We start from the raw sequence: 15,742 nt of genomic DNA, 5'->3' as shown, positions 1-15,742 counted from the left end.
GAGGAGCGGTGTGAGTGGCCGAGAGGACGTTTACCGATCACTTTCTGCCAACAGCCGGATCTCCTACGGATGGGTGGATCGGAGGGCATCGCTTTAATGGCTCACGTTGTCGGCGTGTTGGCGTTGAATGGGGTTGTCGCGGCCGACCTCTCGATCCCGTGCGCGGTCTTCGACCGCGTTGCGGGACCCGACGGCGGGGCCTTCTACGAGGTTCGGGTCTGCGGCGAAGCCGACGAGGTGCACGCACGACACTTCGGGTTGCGCGTTCCCTATGGGCTCGACGCGCTCGCCGGGGCGGACACGCTCGTCATACCGGGCATCGAGGATCCGACCGGGCCGGTCCCACCGGCCGTGCTCGCAGCCATCCGGCGGGCCTGGACAGCCGGCGCGCGGGTCACATCAATCTGCACAGGTGCTTTCGTGCTCGCGGCGACCGGCTTGCTGGACGGAAGACGCGCCACCACGCACTGGCTCGGTGCGGGGCACCTCGCCGCGTGTTACCCCGCCATCGACGTCGACCCAAACACGCTCTTCGTCGACGAGGGGCGGATCGTCACGTCGGCGGGTGCCTCGGCGGGTCTGGACATGTGCCTGCATCTCGTGCGGCGCGACCTAGGGCAGTCGGCAGCAGCGCAGGCAGCCCGGCTCGCGGTTGCTCCGCTCGACCGCGACGGCGGACAAGCGCAATTCATCCGCCGCGAGCCGCCCAGCACGAGTGCCAGCCTAGCACCCGTGCTCGAATGGATGCTCGGACACGTCGACCGCCCCCTGAGCATCGGGGCCATGGCCGCCCGCGCGGGCATGAGCGGGCGCACGTTCGCACGGCGCTTCCAAGAGCAGACCGGCACCACACCAATGCAGTGGTTTCTCCTTGCCCGGATCCGGCGCAGCCAGGAACTGCTGGAGAGCGGCGGTGCATCGATCGATCAGGCGGCGCTGGCCAGCGGCTTCGCGTCGCCGGTCACCTTCAGGGCGAGCTTCCGCAAGCTGGTTGGGGTCAGTCCGGCGACCTACCGGGCACGCTTCAACGCCGAGCGAAGGCTGGCACCGAAGCGTGCGGGGTGACCGGTTCGTGCGAGCCGTTTGGCCCCTGATCGTCGTTGGGTCGGACGCCGTCGTGACTTCGTGCGAGCCGACCTCGGCGGCGAGGTTAGATCGGAAGCGGGAGGGCCGCTCCGGGTGGATCTCCTCCTGTCCGCTTCCTGTTCAATTGACGAAGAAAGCTGCCGTTTGCAGCCGTCCCGACGAGCGAGGGCGTGAGGAAGCCGTTGCACTTCATCGATGCAAAAATGCCGAACTAGGCCCGGGCCGCTCGATGCAGGCTCAGAGTCGAGGCCCATACGCCCAACGCGATGCTACTGAACCCCGCCCCGAGCGCCGAGACCCAGAGCCAGCCCGCTTGGGCGTAGGCCGTGGTCGCGCTGATCGCGCCTACGGCGCTGCCGACCGCGTAGAACACCATGTAGCCGCCCACGAGACGGCTGCGAGCCTCAGGGTGCCGGGCGAAGAGCATGCTTTGATTTGTGACGTGTACCGCCTGCACCGCGAGGTCGAGTAGGACGACACCGACGAGAAGGAGAGGGATCGACTCCGCCAGCAATGCGATCGGCCCCCAAGAGCCCAGCAGGATCACCAGAGCCAAGCCCGTCGTCCACTGGCCAAGGCCGCGATCCGCGAGCCGACCGGCAACGGTGGCGGCGAGCGCTCCGGCCATGCCGAGGAGGCCGAACAAGCCAATCTTCGTGTGGGAGTAGGTAAAGGGCGCAGCGCTGAGTGGTAGAACCAGCGCCGTCCAGAAGGTGCTGAAGGCTGCGAAGACGAGGAGCGCTAGGATACCTCGCACGAGCAAAATCGGGTCGCGCAAGAATAGGGTGGGAATGGAGCGGAGCGTAGCGGCGTAGCTACCCGCGCGGTCCTGAGCCGGATGCGGCGGCAGAGTAAGGGCGAGGAGACCGAGCATCATGAGCGTGAGCCCGGCGGAGGTCAGGTAGACGGCCCGCCACCCGCCGAAATCTGCCACCGTCCCCGCTACGAAGCGAGCGGCGAGAATGCCGGTGACGATGCCGCTCGTCACGGTCCCGATTGCCCGGCCCTGCTCAGCCGGCCTTGCCAACGTCGCAGCGTAGGCCACCAGCACCTGGACCATCACAGCCAGCAGGCCCACCGCTGCCATACCGGCAAAGAGCATCGCCTCCATCCCCGCGGTGGCCACCATGACCAGCGCGATCACCGACAGCGCGCCTTGTACGAGAACGAGACGGCGGCGGTCGACGCGGTCGCCGAGCGGTACGATGAGGATCAGGCCCAGCCCGTAGCCGATCTGGGTTATTGTCACAACGAGACCGGCGGCACCGGGTGAAATCCTGAAATCCCGCGCCATCGCGTCGAGAAGCGGCTGGGCGTAGTAGACGTTCGCTACGCTGAGGCCGGCGGCCATCGCCAGGATCAGCGTCGTGACCCGCGTCAGGCCGGAGTTCATCCGGTTCGGGTTTCGGCACTTGTCCGCCTGCGGCATCGATCCTGTCCTGCAAGAGCTCCTTCTGGTTTCATGTTAAGACCACTTGTGCACTCCATATTCTAGTTCTAAATCAGAACCAGATTGCTCGGGCGGGGGCGGGATGATGATTAAGCGGGTCAGCTTCGGCAGCGCGGCATGCCCAGTGGCACGAGCTCTCGACGTCATCGGCGACTGGTGGTCGCTCCTTATTGTCCGCGACGCCTTCGATGGTGTGCGGCGCTTCAGCGAGTTCCAGGCTGGGCTCGGCATCGCGAAGGGCATGCTGGCGGCCCGGCTTCGCGACCTCACGGAGCGCGGTGTCTTAGAGACTGCGGCGGCTTCGGACGGCAGCGCCTACCGCGAGTACATTCTGACCGATAAGGGCCGTGGCCTCTTCCTAGTCATCGTCGCGCTTCGGCAGTGGGGCGAGGATCACCTCTACCGTGCCGGCGAGAGCCGATCCGCACTTGTCGACACGGCGACGGGCCTCCCGGTTGCACGGATGGCGTTGCACTCGGCTGAGGGGCGTCCTCTGGCCTGGACCGAGACCTGCGTGAGGAAGACGAACGACGATAGAGTGGGCGCCGTACCAGTGAGGGGAGCCGGAACATCCACTTGCAGGTAAGAGGATAGCCGCCGGTTTCCACCGCAGGCCGAAGTTGCCAACCGACCGACGAACGGCTGCTTTCGGGCAGCGCCAGAGACGGTCCGGGCGGCTGGGTTGGGTGGGAAGCAGAATGCCCGCTATGTCACTCACGCTCCGTGCTGTCCGTCAGATCATGAAGCGATGGGCCCAGCCGCCAGTCGCCAACGCAGCACCTGTTCTGTCCCGGTCCTGACTGCGAGCGCGTCCGCCTGCGATCCCGCCAGCGCACGGGTTGCGTGCAAGGTCCGCTCGCGAGCTGGCAGGCCAGCCCGTGCGGCGAGTTCGGTTGCAGTGGCCGGTTCGGGCGTCAAGATGTCTAGGACGCCCGCGAATATCCCGACGCGGCTTGGCGCCACTTGGCGAGGGCGTCTTAAACATGGGCATGGGCTATCGCGGCGCATCGATTAGGACCGGCCTCAATCCACCGCCCAACGGACCGCGACAGGCTCATGGCCGTCCAACGATCGGCAGATCGTGCGTCATGACGAGGGCGATCCGGAGCGCTTGCCGGAAGGACTCGTCGGTCGGCGCCGGGCCTGGGCTTCCCTCGCCCACCGGCTTCATCAATCCGGCCAACGTAAAGCGGGCTATCACAGCTTCGATCTTTGCCTCGACAGTGAGGTCAGCATCGACCCCGTGCTCCAGCGCGCCTAGGCGGTCGAGCGCGGCGTTGACCGTCTCCCCAAGCCGGATGAAATCCTGACCGATATCCTCGAGCACCGTCGCTAACTGAAATGGCAGGTGAGGCGAGGCACACAGCTCATCCACGAGGGCAGCATAGAGCGGGAGCGTCGCTTCACGATAGGTGCGAAAGAACAGGACGCTCCGCTCGGCTGACGATGGCATCGTCATCTCCTTCGCCCTGGGCCTCACTGCAGGACTGGCATCGGAAGGTCGGCCTTAGCCGCGCGGGCAAGTCCCTGGGGGACGTGCAGGCTTGCCTCCGGCCAAGCCGCGAAGGCTGCATGCGCTGTCAGAAGCGTGTGTTCGGTGAGATGTGCGTAGACCAGTACAAGGTAGCTGCCCTCCCATTTTGTCGGGCAGGCGAGCGGCTCTGCATCCCAACCCGTCTCCATCAGGCGATCAACGAGCGACGGATGCAGCTGTACGAGCAGGCCTTCGAGATCCAGACAGTTGGCCGCGAGTGCCACGGCGCCTGACATGACGTTCGAGAACGCCGTCGCCACGATCGCTTCCCGCATCGTGGGCGCAATCGCGTGGCGCGTCCATTCGTAGATCCGCGGTCCCGTCGGCGCTGGGCGGCCTTGCAGGATCTCCGGGTAGAGGTGCGAGAGTAGGTGAGGGCGGGTGGTCGGCAGGAGGCGCGCGTAGGCGAGGATCTCCGCGCCCTCCTCGCCGAGGATATGAACGCTATCGGGGCCGTCGAAGCGATCGCGCTCGCGGCAATCAGCCTGTCGGCAGCTCTCCCGCCGCAGGTATTCGACGAAATAGGCATGACGGAAGGCATAAATCCGGTCGGCCATTCGCGGGTCTGCCGCGTCAACATTGCCAATGATAAGTGAGAACATTGAGGCGCCCTTCAAGAAGATTGACAACCTTCTCAGAAAGAGCAGTTCGATCCAGCCGTAAGATTACGGTGGGGCGCAAACGGCGGTGTCAGTCTATGATGCCGCGACGCAAGGCCTCTGCCACGCTCTGGACACGACTGACAGCGTCCAGTTTGCGCGCGGCGCTGGCGAGATACTGTTCGACGGTTCTCCTAGAGATCGACAGGATGACCGAGATTTCCCAGGCCGTCTTGCCGGAGGCCGACCACTTAAGGCATTCGACTTCGCGGTCGGTCAGGTGCGCCGGCGCGGGAAGACCATCGTCTGCATCCGCCATTCGGCGCAGGATCGCCCGCGCCGCCGACAGGGCATAGATGCCGATCAGGTGCAGCGCGGCGCGCTCGTCTTCTGAGGGGGCGAGCCGCTCCCCACCGAAGCTCAGACCCGACTCACCGTCGCCGACCTGATGGAGCGGCACGCAGAAGCCATCGACGATGCCAAAGGCCCGCGCCTCCTCCAGCACAATCTGGCCTTCATGTCGGCCGGGCGCATCGAGGGCCTCGCGCCAGAGGAATGGGTCGATGCTATGCCGGATGTGCCGGATGACGGGATCGATGTGGACGAAACGCTCGGCCTGATAGCGCTGCTGCCATTCGAAGGGCCAACCGGAGAGAGTCGCGCAGTCGAGGAGGTTTTGCGTCGGTGACTGTGGGAGGCGCCCCATCAGGAACGTATCATATCCGAAAATGCGGCCGCTCGATTTCAACTCCGATAATAGATCTTCCAGCCGGCTAGCGCCACGCCGCCTTGCGAAAATGTCGAACGCGGATTGTGGAACGTGCTTCATCGCGTGCACCCGATCGGAATAGCCTTCCGCCGGGCGATAAAGTAGCGCTAAAAATTATTTTTTGACTGTGACATCGAACTTACGACTGACGAAATGCCCCTCTGAACACATCTCGTCCGCACCAAGGCGTACGTTGGCGCGTGGAGAGGCTTGACGTCTTGATGTCGGTACCCGCGGCTGACACGCGACACGCGACACGCGACACGCGACACGCGACACGCGACACGCGGCGCGATGAGCGCGCTTCACCGGAACGTGATCACGTCTTCAACAGGTGGAGCAACTGTCGGATTTGCGCGCCGAGACTCGAAAGGAGTGCAACCCAAAGGACGAGGTCGACGACGAATGCCACGACGCGGATCCAGTGGGGAAGTCGGACGTGCTGAAGGCGTGGCGGCCGGTCAGGAAGAGGCGCCTGCTTTGCGAGCCAAGCGCTGAGCCGCTCCTCAGGCGTGGCTTTCGAATCGAGCGCCATGCCTTCATGGCTAAGGCAGCTAAGGTGGTGCGTCCATTTAGCGAAAGGCTTCGCTCTCTCGATCTCCCATTCGCTGGTGGGGCAAATGGTGGGGCAACCCCCCTTCTGATCGAAAAAAGTGTTACCAATCAAAGGCAACTGGCGGAGACGGAGGGATTCGAACCCTCGATACCCATTTCTGGGTATGCTCATTTAGCAAACGAGTGCCTTCAGCCGCTCGGCCACGTCTCCGGCGCTCTGGCTCTAGAAGGTCGGATCCGGCGGGTCAACCCGATCCTGGCGGGCGGCGGCCACGCGGCGGCGCTCGACGTGCTTGGCGACGCGCAGATGCCGCGAGATCGCGTAGTTCATCGCCGTCAGGAAGCCGTAGGTGCCGCGCACGAAGTGGCGGCGGCCGAGATAGGCCTTCAGGAAATTGCCCGGCAGCTCGACGAACACCCGCCAGGTCGGAATCACCACGCCCCGCGATTCCAGGTCGTCCGCCTGCTGGTCGGAGTAGCGATTTAGCTTGTCGAGCTGGTCGCCGAGCGAGCGCACCGAGAAATGGTGGATCACGCCCCTGAGCCGTCCCGGATTCACCCCGGGTTCCAGCGCCACCCGGTCGTGTACCGGTGAGGCGGCGTAGCGGCCCCGGTCCTTCCGGTAGAGTCGCACCGGCGTCAGCGTGTAGGCGAGCGGGTGCGGCCGGCCCTCGCCGGGGAAGATCTCCGCAATGCCGATCCGCCAGGCCGGGCGGCGCGGCTCGCCCGCGACCCAGAGGCCCCGGATCTCCCGGACCAGTTCCGGCGGTACCACCTCGTCGGCGTCGAGGTTCAGGAGCCAGACGTGCCGGCACTGCTCCTCGGCGAAGCGCTTCTGCGGGCCGTAGCCCGGCCAGGGATTGTGCAGCACCCGCGCGCCCAGCGACGCCGCCAGCGCCTGCGTCCCGTCCGTGGAGCCCGAATCGACTACCACGAGGTCGTCGGTCAGGCCGCCCACCGCCCGGATCGTCGCGCCGATCCGGTCCGCCTCGTTGTGGGCGATGATGAAGACCGACAGCGGCAGGGGCCCGTCGGGTCCCGGGGCCGGCGTGGAGGCGGCGCCCGCCGGAGGGCGGCTCACGCCAGCCAGTCCGGCACCCGGTCGAGGGCGATCAGCGCGTCGACCTCGAGGCGCGGGCGCACCACGGCCGCCCGGTCGCCCCGCACCAGAACCTCCGGCACCAGCGGCCGGGTGTTGTAGGTGCAGGACTGCACCGCCCCGTAGGCGCCGGCGCTCATCACGGCGATCAGGTCGCCGGGCCTCACCTCCGGCATCTCGCGGTTGAGGGCGAGGTAGTCGCCGCTCTCGCAGACCGGGCCGACCACGTCGGCGACGAGGCGCGGAGTCTCGGGGGCCGGCTCGATGACCGGCCGCAGGCCGTGATAGGCCTCGTACAGGGTCGGGCGGATCAGGTCGTTCATCGCCGCGTCGACGATCACGAACGTCCGCCCCTCGCTGTGCTTCACGTAGAGCACCCGCGTCAGCAGGATCCCGGCATTGCCGACGATCATCCGCCCGATCTCGAAGACCGGGCGCAGGCCGAGGGGCGCGAAATGCGGCCGCAGAGTCGCCGCCAGCGCGGCCGGGTCCGGCGGCGGGGCGTTGTCGTCGCGGTAGGGGATCCCGAGGCCGCCGCCGAAGTCGATGTGGCGCAGGGGATGCCCGGCCGCCATCAGCTCCCGGGCGAGGCCGGCGAGCAGCCGGGCCGCGTCCGCGAAGGGCGCCAGATCGGTGATCTGGCTGCCGATATGCATGTCGACGCCGTGCACCGCGATTCCCGGCAAGGCGGCCGCGGCGGCGTAGACCGCCGGCGCCCGGGTGATCGGGATGCCGAACTTGTTCTCGTACTTGCCGGTGGAGATCTTGGCGTGCGTGCCGGCATCCACGTCGGGGTTCACCCGGATCGAGACCGGCGCCCGGAGGCCGAGTCCCACGGACACCTCGGACAGGACCGCGAGCTCCGGCTCGCTCTCGACGTTGAAGCACAAGATGCCGGCCTTCAGCGCGGCCTCCATCTCGGCGCGGGTTTTGCCGACCCCCGAGAACACGATCTTGTCCGGGTCCACACCGGCGGCCAGCGCCCGCTGCAGCTCGCCGCCCGAGACGATGTCCATCCCGGCGCCCCGGGCCGCGAGGGTCCGCAGGACGGCCTGGTTGGAGTTCGCCTTCATGGCGAAGCAGACCAGCGCGTCGTCGGCCGCGAACGCCTCCGCGAAGACGCGGTAGTGCCGCTCCAGGGTGGCGGTGCTGTAGCAGTAGAACGGTGTGCCGACCTCCGCGGCGAGGCCGGTCAGGTCGACCTCCTCGGCGTGCAGGCGGCCGTCGCGATACTGGAAATGGTGCATCTCGGCCGTGTCTCGTCGCCGTGTCTCGTCCGCGCCGGAGCGCGGGCTGTTTCCCGTGAAACACCCCGCCGAAGGCCGCGGCGGTCGCGCGCCGATGACCGGGTCCGACCGGGTCACCGGGCGCGCGGCACCGCGACGGCGTGCCGGCCTCCGCCCTCTACAGCAGCGGATCCAGAATGAAAGGCTCCTTCGGCACGCGGTAGCCGCGCCGCGCGCCGCGGCTGGTCTCCACCGGCGCCTCGGTGCCGCCCGGCGGCACCGCCGCCGCCGAGAGCTCGTCGCCGGCGCGCACCGAGGCCGGATCCGGTTCCGGGGCGCCGCCGCCGAGACCGACCGAGACCGGCAGCGTCCGCCGCCCGGTCGGCCCGTCCGGGCCCGCCTGCGCACCGGCCCGCGCGGCCGCGGGGGCCGCCGTCTGCGGCGGCTCCAGCGCGCCCCGCCGCCCGCAGGCGGAGGCTGCCAGGGCCACGAGGCCGGACACGGCGAGGAGTTTCAGGGCGGGTTTCGACAACATCGCGCGAGGGTCCGGCGGGCTCGGCACCGGCACGCGAGGGCCGGCGGGAGCGCTACCTTAGCCGCTGCCGCGCTCGGGCGCGAGCGCCCGCCCGCCACAGGCCGGCCACGGCATGCGGCCGGGCGCCCGTTGCCGGGTTCCCCGCCCGGGCCTCACCGGCCGGAACGCGTCAGCCCCGCCGCTCCTTGCCGCCCTGCGAGCCCTGCCGGTTCTTGGCAGGGGCGTTCTGCTGCTGCTCGGCCTCGTAGGCGTCGATCGCCCGGCGGCAGTTCTCGCTGAGCTTCTTCCAGTTCTTCTGGAAGCAGGCATCGGTGGCCGGATCGTCGGGGGCCAAGTTGCCGCAGTAGGTCAGGTAGTCGCCGGTGCAGTACTTCTTCAGGGTCTCATTGCCGCGCTTCGTCTGCTGCGCCGCTGCCGGCAGCGTCAGGGCAACGGCCGCCGTTACGGCGAGGACGATCGGCTTCAGGCGCATGGGTATCCGTACCATCTGTCGAAGTTGTGAATGCAGGACGCGTGGGCGATGCGATGATGCCTTTGCGTGGTCGAAACAAGGCAGTCATCGCAGGTTTTCGGTTGCGTTCCGGTAGCCAAACCCCCGTTTCGGGGGCGGCTTCGCTCAGACCCGCTCGGGTTGCGGCATCGCCGACGCGGCCCGGGGCATCCGCCCCGGGGCCGTGAGGGCGTCGGCGACCTCGACGATTCGCCGCCGGAGATCGGCGTTCTCCCGTTCGATGCCGGCCTGCCGGTCCTGCGGCGGGCTTCCGGCCCGCTCGCTCTGCCGGTCGGCCACGGTCAGGGCCAGAGCCTCCTCGGCCGCCTTCAGGCTCGCGCGCAGGTCGTCGCGCTCGGCCGCCAGCGCGGCGGCCTCCGGCGCCGGGGCCGTGCCCTGCCGGAGCGCCAGGAGGCTGTCGAGCAGGTCGGCATGGGCGTCCTCGAGGGCCTGGAGCGTGGCGAGGCTCGCGCCCCCGTCCTCGCGGGCGAGCGCCAGCTCGGTCTCGAGCTCCCGGGACTTGGCCTGGGCCTGGGCGATCTCGGCGTCGCGGGCCGCGACGTCGCGCGCCAGGGCGGCGACCCGCATCGTCCCGGCCCCGATCGCCGCCATGTCGGACTGCCGCCGCGCCTCGACGGTCTCGACCCGGCGCTCCAGGCGGCGCTGATGCACGGCGAATTGCGCGCGCAGGAAATCGCGCTCGGCGGCGATCTCGGCCGGCGACAGGGGCAGGCGCGCCTCGGCCCGGCGCCGCTCCAGGCGCGCGGCGCGCGCGTTGAGGGCCGGCAGCAGCAGCAGGCCGCACAGGCTCGCCGCCAGGAAGCCCAGCGCGAAGATCATCACCGTTTCGATCACGAGGGTGCAGTCCGCGCGTCCGGCCGGAAAACCCGACCCAGCTCCACTCTAGCCCAGGTTGGCCGCGAGGGTGAAATCCCGCGGCGCCGGTCAATCAGAACGCGTTCCGACCCCGTCGCGGATCAGGCCGGATCAAAACGGGTTCCAAGTGGGCTCACGGGTGAACTTCAGATAGCCGACATTGATCCCGAGGCGGGCGCCGACGCCGCTGCGGATCGGCACGACGATGACCCGGTCGTTGACCACCGCGGTCATCCCGAAGCCACCCACCAGGTAGGCCGAGCCGTCGACGCCGGCGAAGCGGCGGTACAGGTCGCGCACGTTGGGCAGGTTGTAGACCAGCATCATGGTGCGGGCCCCGTCGCCGCCGACATCGAAGCCGACGGACGGGCCCTGCCAGTAGATGCGGCGCTGGCCGGCATTGCGGGTGTAGAGGGTGCCCTCGCCGTAGCGGACGCCCGCCACCACGGCGCCGCCGCCCTCCTGGCCGAGGATGTAGCCGTTGGGCTCGCCCCAGCGCCGGCCGGCCTCCTCGACGGTGAGCGCGAGGCCGCGCGACACCGTGCCGAAGAACCGGTGGCCGGAATCCACGATCTCGCCGGGACGGAAGGTCTCGGGCGTGTCGAGATCCTCGCCGGCCGCGCGGGCCGGTCCCGCCGCGCCGAGGCCGACGAGGGAGCCGCCGAGGGGAGCACCCAGCGCGAGGCCGAGGCCCGCGCGCAGGAGGGTGCGGCGGTCGGTGCCGCGATCGGTGCCGCGATCGTCTCGTGCCGTCATCGTTGCCTCCTCGCCCGGTTCGATTAACGGTTCGTGCGACGGACCTATGCCGCTCTGTCCCCCCGGGCCGGCAGAGGCCGCGCCGGGCGGATGAGTCGGACCAGCTTCTGAGGGAATCCGCAAGATGTGGTTAACGCGTCCTGACCCCGCAGCCCGTGCGCGCGCAGCGACCCGCGCGGCCGGGCGGTCAGGCGCGATCGACCGGAGGGCGGCGCTCGCGCTCGCACTGGCCGTCGCGCTGTCCGCCCCCGGCGGGGCCGCGGCGGAGGAGGGCCTGCCGGCCCGGACGCGGATCGAGCTGCTGACGCTCAACGGCTTCGATCCGGTCAGCTACTTCCTGGAGGGCGGGCCGCGGGCCGGCCTGGCCCGGTTCGAGCTGTCCTGGGGCGGGCAGGTCTGGCGCTTCTCCAGCGGCGCCAACCGCGCGGCCTTCCGGGACGATCCGGCCGCCTACGCCCCGCGCCTCGGGGGCTACGACGCCGCCGGGATCCTGGATGAGCGGCTGGTGGACGCCGATCCCCTGGTCTTCGCGGTGATCGGCGAGCGCCTCTACCTGTTCCGGGATGCCGAGCGCCGCGCCCGGTTCCTGGCGGAGCCCGGCCTGGCCCGGCGGGCGGAGGCGGCCTGGCCGGCCGTGAGCCGCCTGCAGGATGTCCCACCCGACGTCCCGCCTACGGATGCGCCGCGCTGAGCGGCGCCGTCGGCCGGACGGTCGCGCGCGCCGGCAGCGCGAGCCGCGGCGCCAGGGTCGGGTCCCCGAGGGCCGCGAAGGGCCCGTTGCGGTGATCGGGCCCGTGCTGGCCGTAGCGGATCGGGCCGCCGCCCGGCACCACCACGCAGCCCCCCGCCGCCGCGACGATGTGGTCGCCCGCGGCCGTGTCCCATTCCATGGTCGGGCCGCAGCGGACGTAGATGTCGGCCTCGCCGGCGGCGATCAGCCCGAACTTCAGGGCGGACCCGACCTGGCGCGTCTCCGCGACCGGCAGCGCCGCCAGGCAGGTGGCGGTCTCGGGGTCGCCGTGCCGCCGGCTGCCCAGGGCGACGAGGCCCGACTCCGGCACCGGCCGCGCGCGGACCGGCCGCCCGACTCCCGGCCGGCCCGCGATCACGGGGCCCTCCAGGGTCGCGGGGCCCGCCCACCAGACCCGGCCGAGGCCGGGGGCCGCCAGCGCGGCCGCCACCGGGCGGGCGCCCGACACCAGCGCGATGTTGACCGAGTAGTCCGGCGTCCCGGCGAGGAAGTCGCGGGTGCCGTCCAGGGGATCGACGAGGAAGAAGAGGTCGGCGGGGCGCGCAGTGTCGCCCTGGGCGCGCTCCTCGGCCACGACCGCGATCCCCGGGAAGCGCCCGGCGAGGGCGTCGACGATCAGGTCCTCGGCCTCGACGTCGGCGGCGCTGGAGGGGGAGCCGTCCGGCTTCAGGGCGTGGGGGCAGGGACCCCGGTGGTAGCGGCGCAGGATCTCCCCCGCCGCGCAGGCGATCTCGGCGAGCGCCGCGGCGATCCGCTCACGCTCCGGCCCCGAGATCGTCGCCGCGCCCGTCATGATGCCTCCCAAGACCGCTCTGAATGCCCGAGCGGGGGATGATTGTCGACGGCCTCCGGCCGGAGCGCCGCCTCATCCGCGCTCCGGCGGCTCCCGCACGGCGGCCGGCAGCCGCGCCGGCATCCGAACCGTCCGCCGGATCCGTGCCAGCAGGGCCTGGCTCCGGCGGCGGTGGCGGCGCAGCTCCGCCGCGAGGCCGCGCGCGTCCGGGAGACCCACCGCCTTGGCGATCTGCCGGGACGCGGTCTCGGACGGCTCGGCGGCGGGATCGGTCATCACGAGCCGCTGCCACTGGTAGACGGCGTCGAGGAACCCGTAGGTCTCGGCGAGGGCCTCCCCCGCCGCCGCGGGCAGGAGGCCGCGCGCCGCCGCCTCCCGGAAGAGCGCCTCCGCGCCGAGGCCGATGCAGCCGGGCCAGTCGCGGGCCTGGCTCAGCACGATGGCCTGGGCCAGGAAGTCGAGGTCGAACAGCGCGCCCGGGGCGAGCTTCAGGTCGTAGGGGCCGGCATCGCCCCGCTCCCGCGCGACCAGGGCCCGCATCGCGCCCGCCTCGGCGCAGACGGCGGCGGTCTCGCGCGGCTGCCGGAGGATTCCGGCGATCGCGGCCGTGACGTCGGCCGCCAGGGTGGCGTCGCCGGCCACGACCCGGGCGCGGGCGAGCGCCATGTGCTCCCAGAGCTCCGCCTCGCCGCCGTGATAGGCCGCGAAGCCGCTGAGCTGCACGGCGGGCGGGCTGTGGCTGCCGTAGGGCCGCAGCCGCAGGTCGACCGCGTAGAGCCGGCCGCGCCGCGTGGCCGTGGTGAGCGCCGCGAACACGCGCTGCGCCAGCCGGTTGTAGGCCACCACCGCGTCGAGGGGCCGCCTTCCGTCGCTGGTGCGGTTCTCCGGGTCGAAATCGTACAGGAACACGAGGTCGAGGTCAGATTCGGCGCTGAGCTGGCGGGATCCGAGGCGGCCGAGCGCCAGGATGCAGCAGCGCCCCGCGGGCACCGCGCCGTGGTCCAGGGCGAACCGGCGCTCCTCCGCCTCCAGGCTCAGCGTCACCGTGGCGTCGGCGATCGCCGCGTAGGCCTCCCCGGCCTGGCGCGGGGTGAGGATGCCCGACAGGAGTCGCGCGCCGGTGACGAAGGCCATCTGCCGCGTGGCGTCCCGGCAGCGGTCGAGGCTCTCCTCGTGGCTCGCCGGCTGGCCCAGGAGCGCCCGGTACTGCGCGCGGACCTGGTCGGGATCCGTGGTCGGCGTCACGAAGTCGGCGTCGAGCACGGTGTCGAGGACGTGCGGGCTCAGGCCCACCGTGTCGGCGAGGCGCGGCGCCGTCCCCAGGATGTCGGCGAACAGCAGGCGCAGGCGCTCGTGCGAGCGCAGGATGGCGAGGAGTTCGGCCACCGCGGGCATGCGCGCGAAGGCCCGGTCGAGGGCGAGGAGCGCCGCGTCGGGGTCGGCGGTCCCGCCGAGCGCCCGCAGCAGCGCCGGGAGCATCTCGGCGAGGATCTCCCGGGCCCGGCCGGTCCGCAGGGCCGGGCGGCGCCCGAGATGCCAGCCCTGCACGGTCTCCCAGGCCAGGGGCGGGTCCCGGAACCCGAAGGCGCCGAGCCGCGCCAGGGTCTCGGGGTCCGGCTCGCTCTCGCCGAAGACCAGGGCGGCGCCGTCCGCGCCGGCCTCCGGCTCCGCCTCGAACAGCAGGGCGTAGTGCGCCTGGACCCGCCCGGCGTGGTGGAGCAGGGCCGCCTCGAAGGCCGGCAGGTCGGGGAAGCCCGCGAACAGGGCAAGCGCGGTCAGCGCCTCGATCCCGGTGGGCAGGCGCTGGGTCTGCTCGTCCCGGATCATCTGGATCCGGTGCTCGAGGGTGCGCAGGAACGCGTAGGCCGCGGAGAGCTCGTCCCGGGCCCGCCCGTCGATCCAGCCCTCCGCGACGAGCTCGCCGAGCATCGGGACGGTCTGGCGGCCCCGAAGGGCGGGCTTGCGGCCGCCGAAGACGAGCTGCTGGGTCTGGACGAAGAACTCGATCTCCCGGATGCCGCCGCGGCCGATCTTGATGTCGTGGCCGCCGACCGCGATGGTCTCGTGGCCGCGGACCATGTGGATCTGCCGCTTCAGGGCGTGGATCTCGGCGATGGCCGGGAAGTCGAAGTGCCGGCGCCAGATGAACGGCGCGAGCTCCGCCAGGAAGGCCTCGCCGGCCGGGATGTCGCCGGCGATCGGCCGGGCCTTGATGAAGGCCGCGCGCTCCCAGTTCTGGCCGAGCGTCTGGTAGTAGTCGAAGGCGAAACCCGTGGAGAGCGCCACCGCGGTCGAGCCCGGGTCCGGCCGCAGCCGGTAGTCGATGCGGTGGACGTATCCGTCGGCGGTCCGGTCGGCCAGGAGCTTCACCAGACCCTGCGCCAGCTTGACGAGGAAGGGCTTCGGGTCGCCGCCGGTCGCCGCGGCAGCGGGCTCGGCCTCGTAGAAGACGACGAGGTCGATGTCGCTCGAGTAGTTCAGCTCGCATCCGCCGAGCTTGCCGAGGCCCAGGACGATCAGGCCCGACCCGTCCTGCGGAGCCTCCGGATCCGTGGGCCGGTACCGCCCGGTCGCCATCCCCTGCCGGAGGAGCGCCTCGACCGCCGCGCTCACCGAGGCGTCGGCGAAGGCCGACAGGGCGTGGGTCACCGCCTCGAGGTCCCAGCAGCCGCCGAGATCGGCCAGGGCGACCAGGAGGGCGTGCGCCTCCCGGTTGGCGCGCAGCCGCCGGCCGACCTCGGCGAGGTCGGGATTCGCCCCGCAGGCGGCGCCGACCCCGCGCTGCCGCGCGATGATGTCCCGGCTCGCCGCGTCCGGCGGCTGATCCAGCAGGGCGACGAGCCGCTCGGGCGACCGGGTGGCGGCCCGCCACAGGAAGGGGGAATGGTCCGCGAGGCCGAGGAGCAGGTCCCGGCAGGGCGGCGTCAGGACTCCGTCCGGCAGCGCCGGCGCGAGCTCGGCGAGCCGGGCGCGCGCGGCGTCCGGGTCGGCGAGCCCGAGCCGGGGGCGCAGGCCCGCGCGCAGCGTCGTGGCAGATCCGTTCGCCGATCCGTTCCGGAGACCGGTCTCGTCTCTCATGCCGCATCCTCCCTGGCGCGACGGGGCCGGCATCGTAGCCGACCGGGCCGCCCGTGTCCGGCCCCGCGCGCATGGCTCATGGCGCCCGCCGCGCGTTCACGATGCGGCCAGGACAGGGCCGAGACGACGCGTTCGCGGCCCCGCG

The 15,742-nt window shown here is 70.8% G+C and carries 15 protein-coding genes and 1 tRNA gene; 3 read left to right on the top strand and 13 right to left on the bottom strand.

Annotation, left to right across the window (positions count from 1 at the left end):
* The first annotated feature begins 96 nt into the window (after nt 1-96).
* A complete protein-coding gene (locus LOK46_RS21430) occupies nt 97-1,065 on the top strand; it encodes a GlxA family transcriptional regulator (RefSeq protein WP_273560429.1) in 969 nt (322 codons plus the stop codon).
* 232 nt (nt 1,066-1,297) lie between these two features.
* Here the strand turns inward: LOK46_RS21430 and LOK46_RS21425 are convergent, their stop codons facing one another.
* Nucleotides 1,298-2,515 carry an MFS transporter gene (locus tag LOK46_RS21425; protein WP_273560428.1) on the bottom strand — a complete coding sequence of 406 codons (1,218 nt, stop codon included), beginning with the start codon at nt 2,513-2,515 and terminating at the stop codon, nt 1,298-1,300.
* A gap of 106 nt (nt 2,516-2,621) precedes the next feature.
* Here LOK46_RS21425 and LOK46_RS21420 point away from each other — a divergent pair, with 106 nt between their 5' ends.
* Nucleotides 2,622-3,122, top strand: a complete 501-nt coding sequence (locus tag LOK46_RS21420; protein WP_273564658.1) for a winged helix-turn-helix transcriptional regulator — start codon at nt 2,622-2,624, stop codon at nt 3,120-3,122.
* Between the two features lie 468 nt (nt 3,123-3,590).
* Here LOK46_RS21420 and LOK46_RS21415 read toward each other — a convergent pair whose 3' ends face one another.
* The 10 genes from LOK46_RS21415 to LOK46_RS21370 form a co-directional block, all read right to left on the bottom strand.
* The gene (locus tag LOK46_RS21415) at nt 3,591-3,989 is read right to left on the bottom strand and encodes a hypothetical protein (protein WP_273560427.1); all 399 of its coding nucleotides are present in this window, start codon (nt 3,987-3,989) and stop codon (nt 3,591-3,593) included.
* Between the two features lie 23 nt (nt 3,990-4,012).
* Nucleotides 4,013-4,627: an acyl-homoserine-lactone synthase gene (locus tag LOK46_RS21410; RefSeq protein WP_273560426.1), complete on the bottom strand. Its 615-nt coding sequence runs from the start codon at nt 4,625-4,627 to the stop codon at nt 4,013-4,015.
* 133 nt (nt 4,628-4,760) lie between these two features.
* Entirely contained in the window at nt 4,761-5,498 is a 738-nt protein-coding gene (locus LOK46_RS21405) for a LuxR family transcriptional regulator (RefSeq protein ID WP_273560425.1), read from the bottom strand.
* 614 nt (nt 5,499-6,112) lie between these two features.
* Nucleotides 6,113-6,204 (bottom strand) — tRNA-Ser (locus LOK46_RS21400).
* Nucleotides 6,205-6,216: 12 nt separating this feature from the next.
* Entirely contained in the window at nt 6,217-7,074 is an 858-nt protein-coding gene (locus tag LOK46_RS21395; RefSeq protein ID WP_273560424.1) for a glycosyltransferase family 2 protein, read from the bottom strand.
* A complete protein-coding gene (gene lysA, locus LOK46_RS21390; RefSeq protein ID WP_273560423.1) occupies nt 7,071-8,339 on the bottom strand; it encodes a diaminopimelate decarboxylase in 1,269 nt (422 codons plus the stop codon). Before lysA ends, LOK46_RS21395 begins: the two co-directional genes overlap by 4 nt.
* A gap of 157 nt (nt 8,340-8,496) precedes the next feature.
* Nucleotides 8,497-8,853, bottom strand: a complete 357-nt coding sequence (locus LOK46_RS21385) for a hypothetical protein (RefSeq protein ID WP_273560422.1) — start codon at nt 8,851-8,853, stop codon at nt 8,497-8,499.
* Nucleotides 8,854-9,022: 169 nt separating this feature from the next.
* A complete protein-coding gene (locus LOK46_RS21380; RefSeq protein WP_273560421.1) occupies nt 9,023-9,325 on the bottom strand; it encodes a 3',5'-cyclic-nucleotide phosphodiesterase in 303 nt (100 codons plus the stop codon).
* A gap of 144 nt (nt 9,326-9,469) precedes the next feature.
* On the bottom strand, nt 9,470-10,198 hold the full coding sequence (locus tag LOK46_RS21375; RefSeq protein WP_273560420.1) for a hypothetical protein: 729 nt from the start codon (nt 10,196-10,198) through the stop codon (nt 9,470-9,472).
* Between the two features lie 132 nt (nt 10,199-10,330).
* Entirely contained in the window at nt 10,331-10,975 is a 645-nt protein-coding gene (locus LOK46_RS21370; RefSeq protein WP_273560419.1) for a DUF1134 domain-containing protein, read from the bottom strand.
* A 124-nt stretch (nt 10,976-11,099) separates the two neighbouring features.
* Here LOK46_RS21370 and LOK46_RS21365 point away from each other — a divergent pair, with 124 nt between their 5' ends.
* Nucleotides 11,100-11,666 (top strand): YHS domain-containing (seleno)protein, encoded by a 567-nt coding sequence (locus LOK46_RS21365; protein WP_273560418.1) that lies wholly within the window; start codon nt 11,100-11,102, stop codon nt 11,664-11,666.
* On the opposite strand, the gene LOK46_RS21360 is transcribed toward LOK46_RS21365, so the two are convergent.
* Both LOK46_RS21360 and LOK46_RS21355 read right to left on the bottom strand, forming a co-directional pair.
* Entirely contained in the window at nt 11,647-12,519 is an 873-nt protein-coding gene (locus LOK46_RS21360; protein ID WP_273560417.1) for a 3'(2'),5'-bisphosphate nucleotidase CysQ family protein, read from the bottom strand. The genes LOK46_RS21365 and LOK46_RS21360 overlap by 20 nt on opposite strands.
* 72 nt (nt 12,520-12,591) lie before the next feature.
* Complete coding sequence (locus LOK46_RS21355) at nt 12,592-15,597, bottom strand: bifunctional [glutamine synthetase] adenylyltransferase/[glutamine synthetase]-adenylyl-L-tyrosine phosphorylase (RefSeq protein ID WP_273560416.1); 3,006 nt, start codon at nt 15,595-15,597, stop codon at nt 12,592-12,594.
* Nucleotides 15,598-15,742 lie beyond the last annotated feature (145 nt).

Origin of the sequence: Methylobacterium sp. NMS14P, from assembly GCF_028583545.1 — a bacterium.
Classification (GTDB): Bacteria; Pseudomonadota; Alphaproteobacteria; order Rhizobiales; family Beijerinckiaceae; genus Methylobacterium.
The sequence above is the reverse complement of the archived record's forward strand: the minus strand, read 5'-3'. Positions and strand labels throughout refer to the sequence as shown.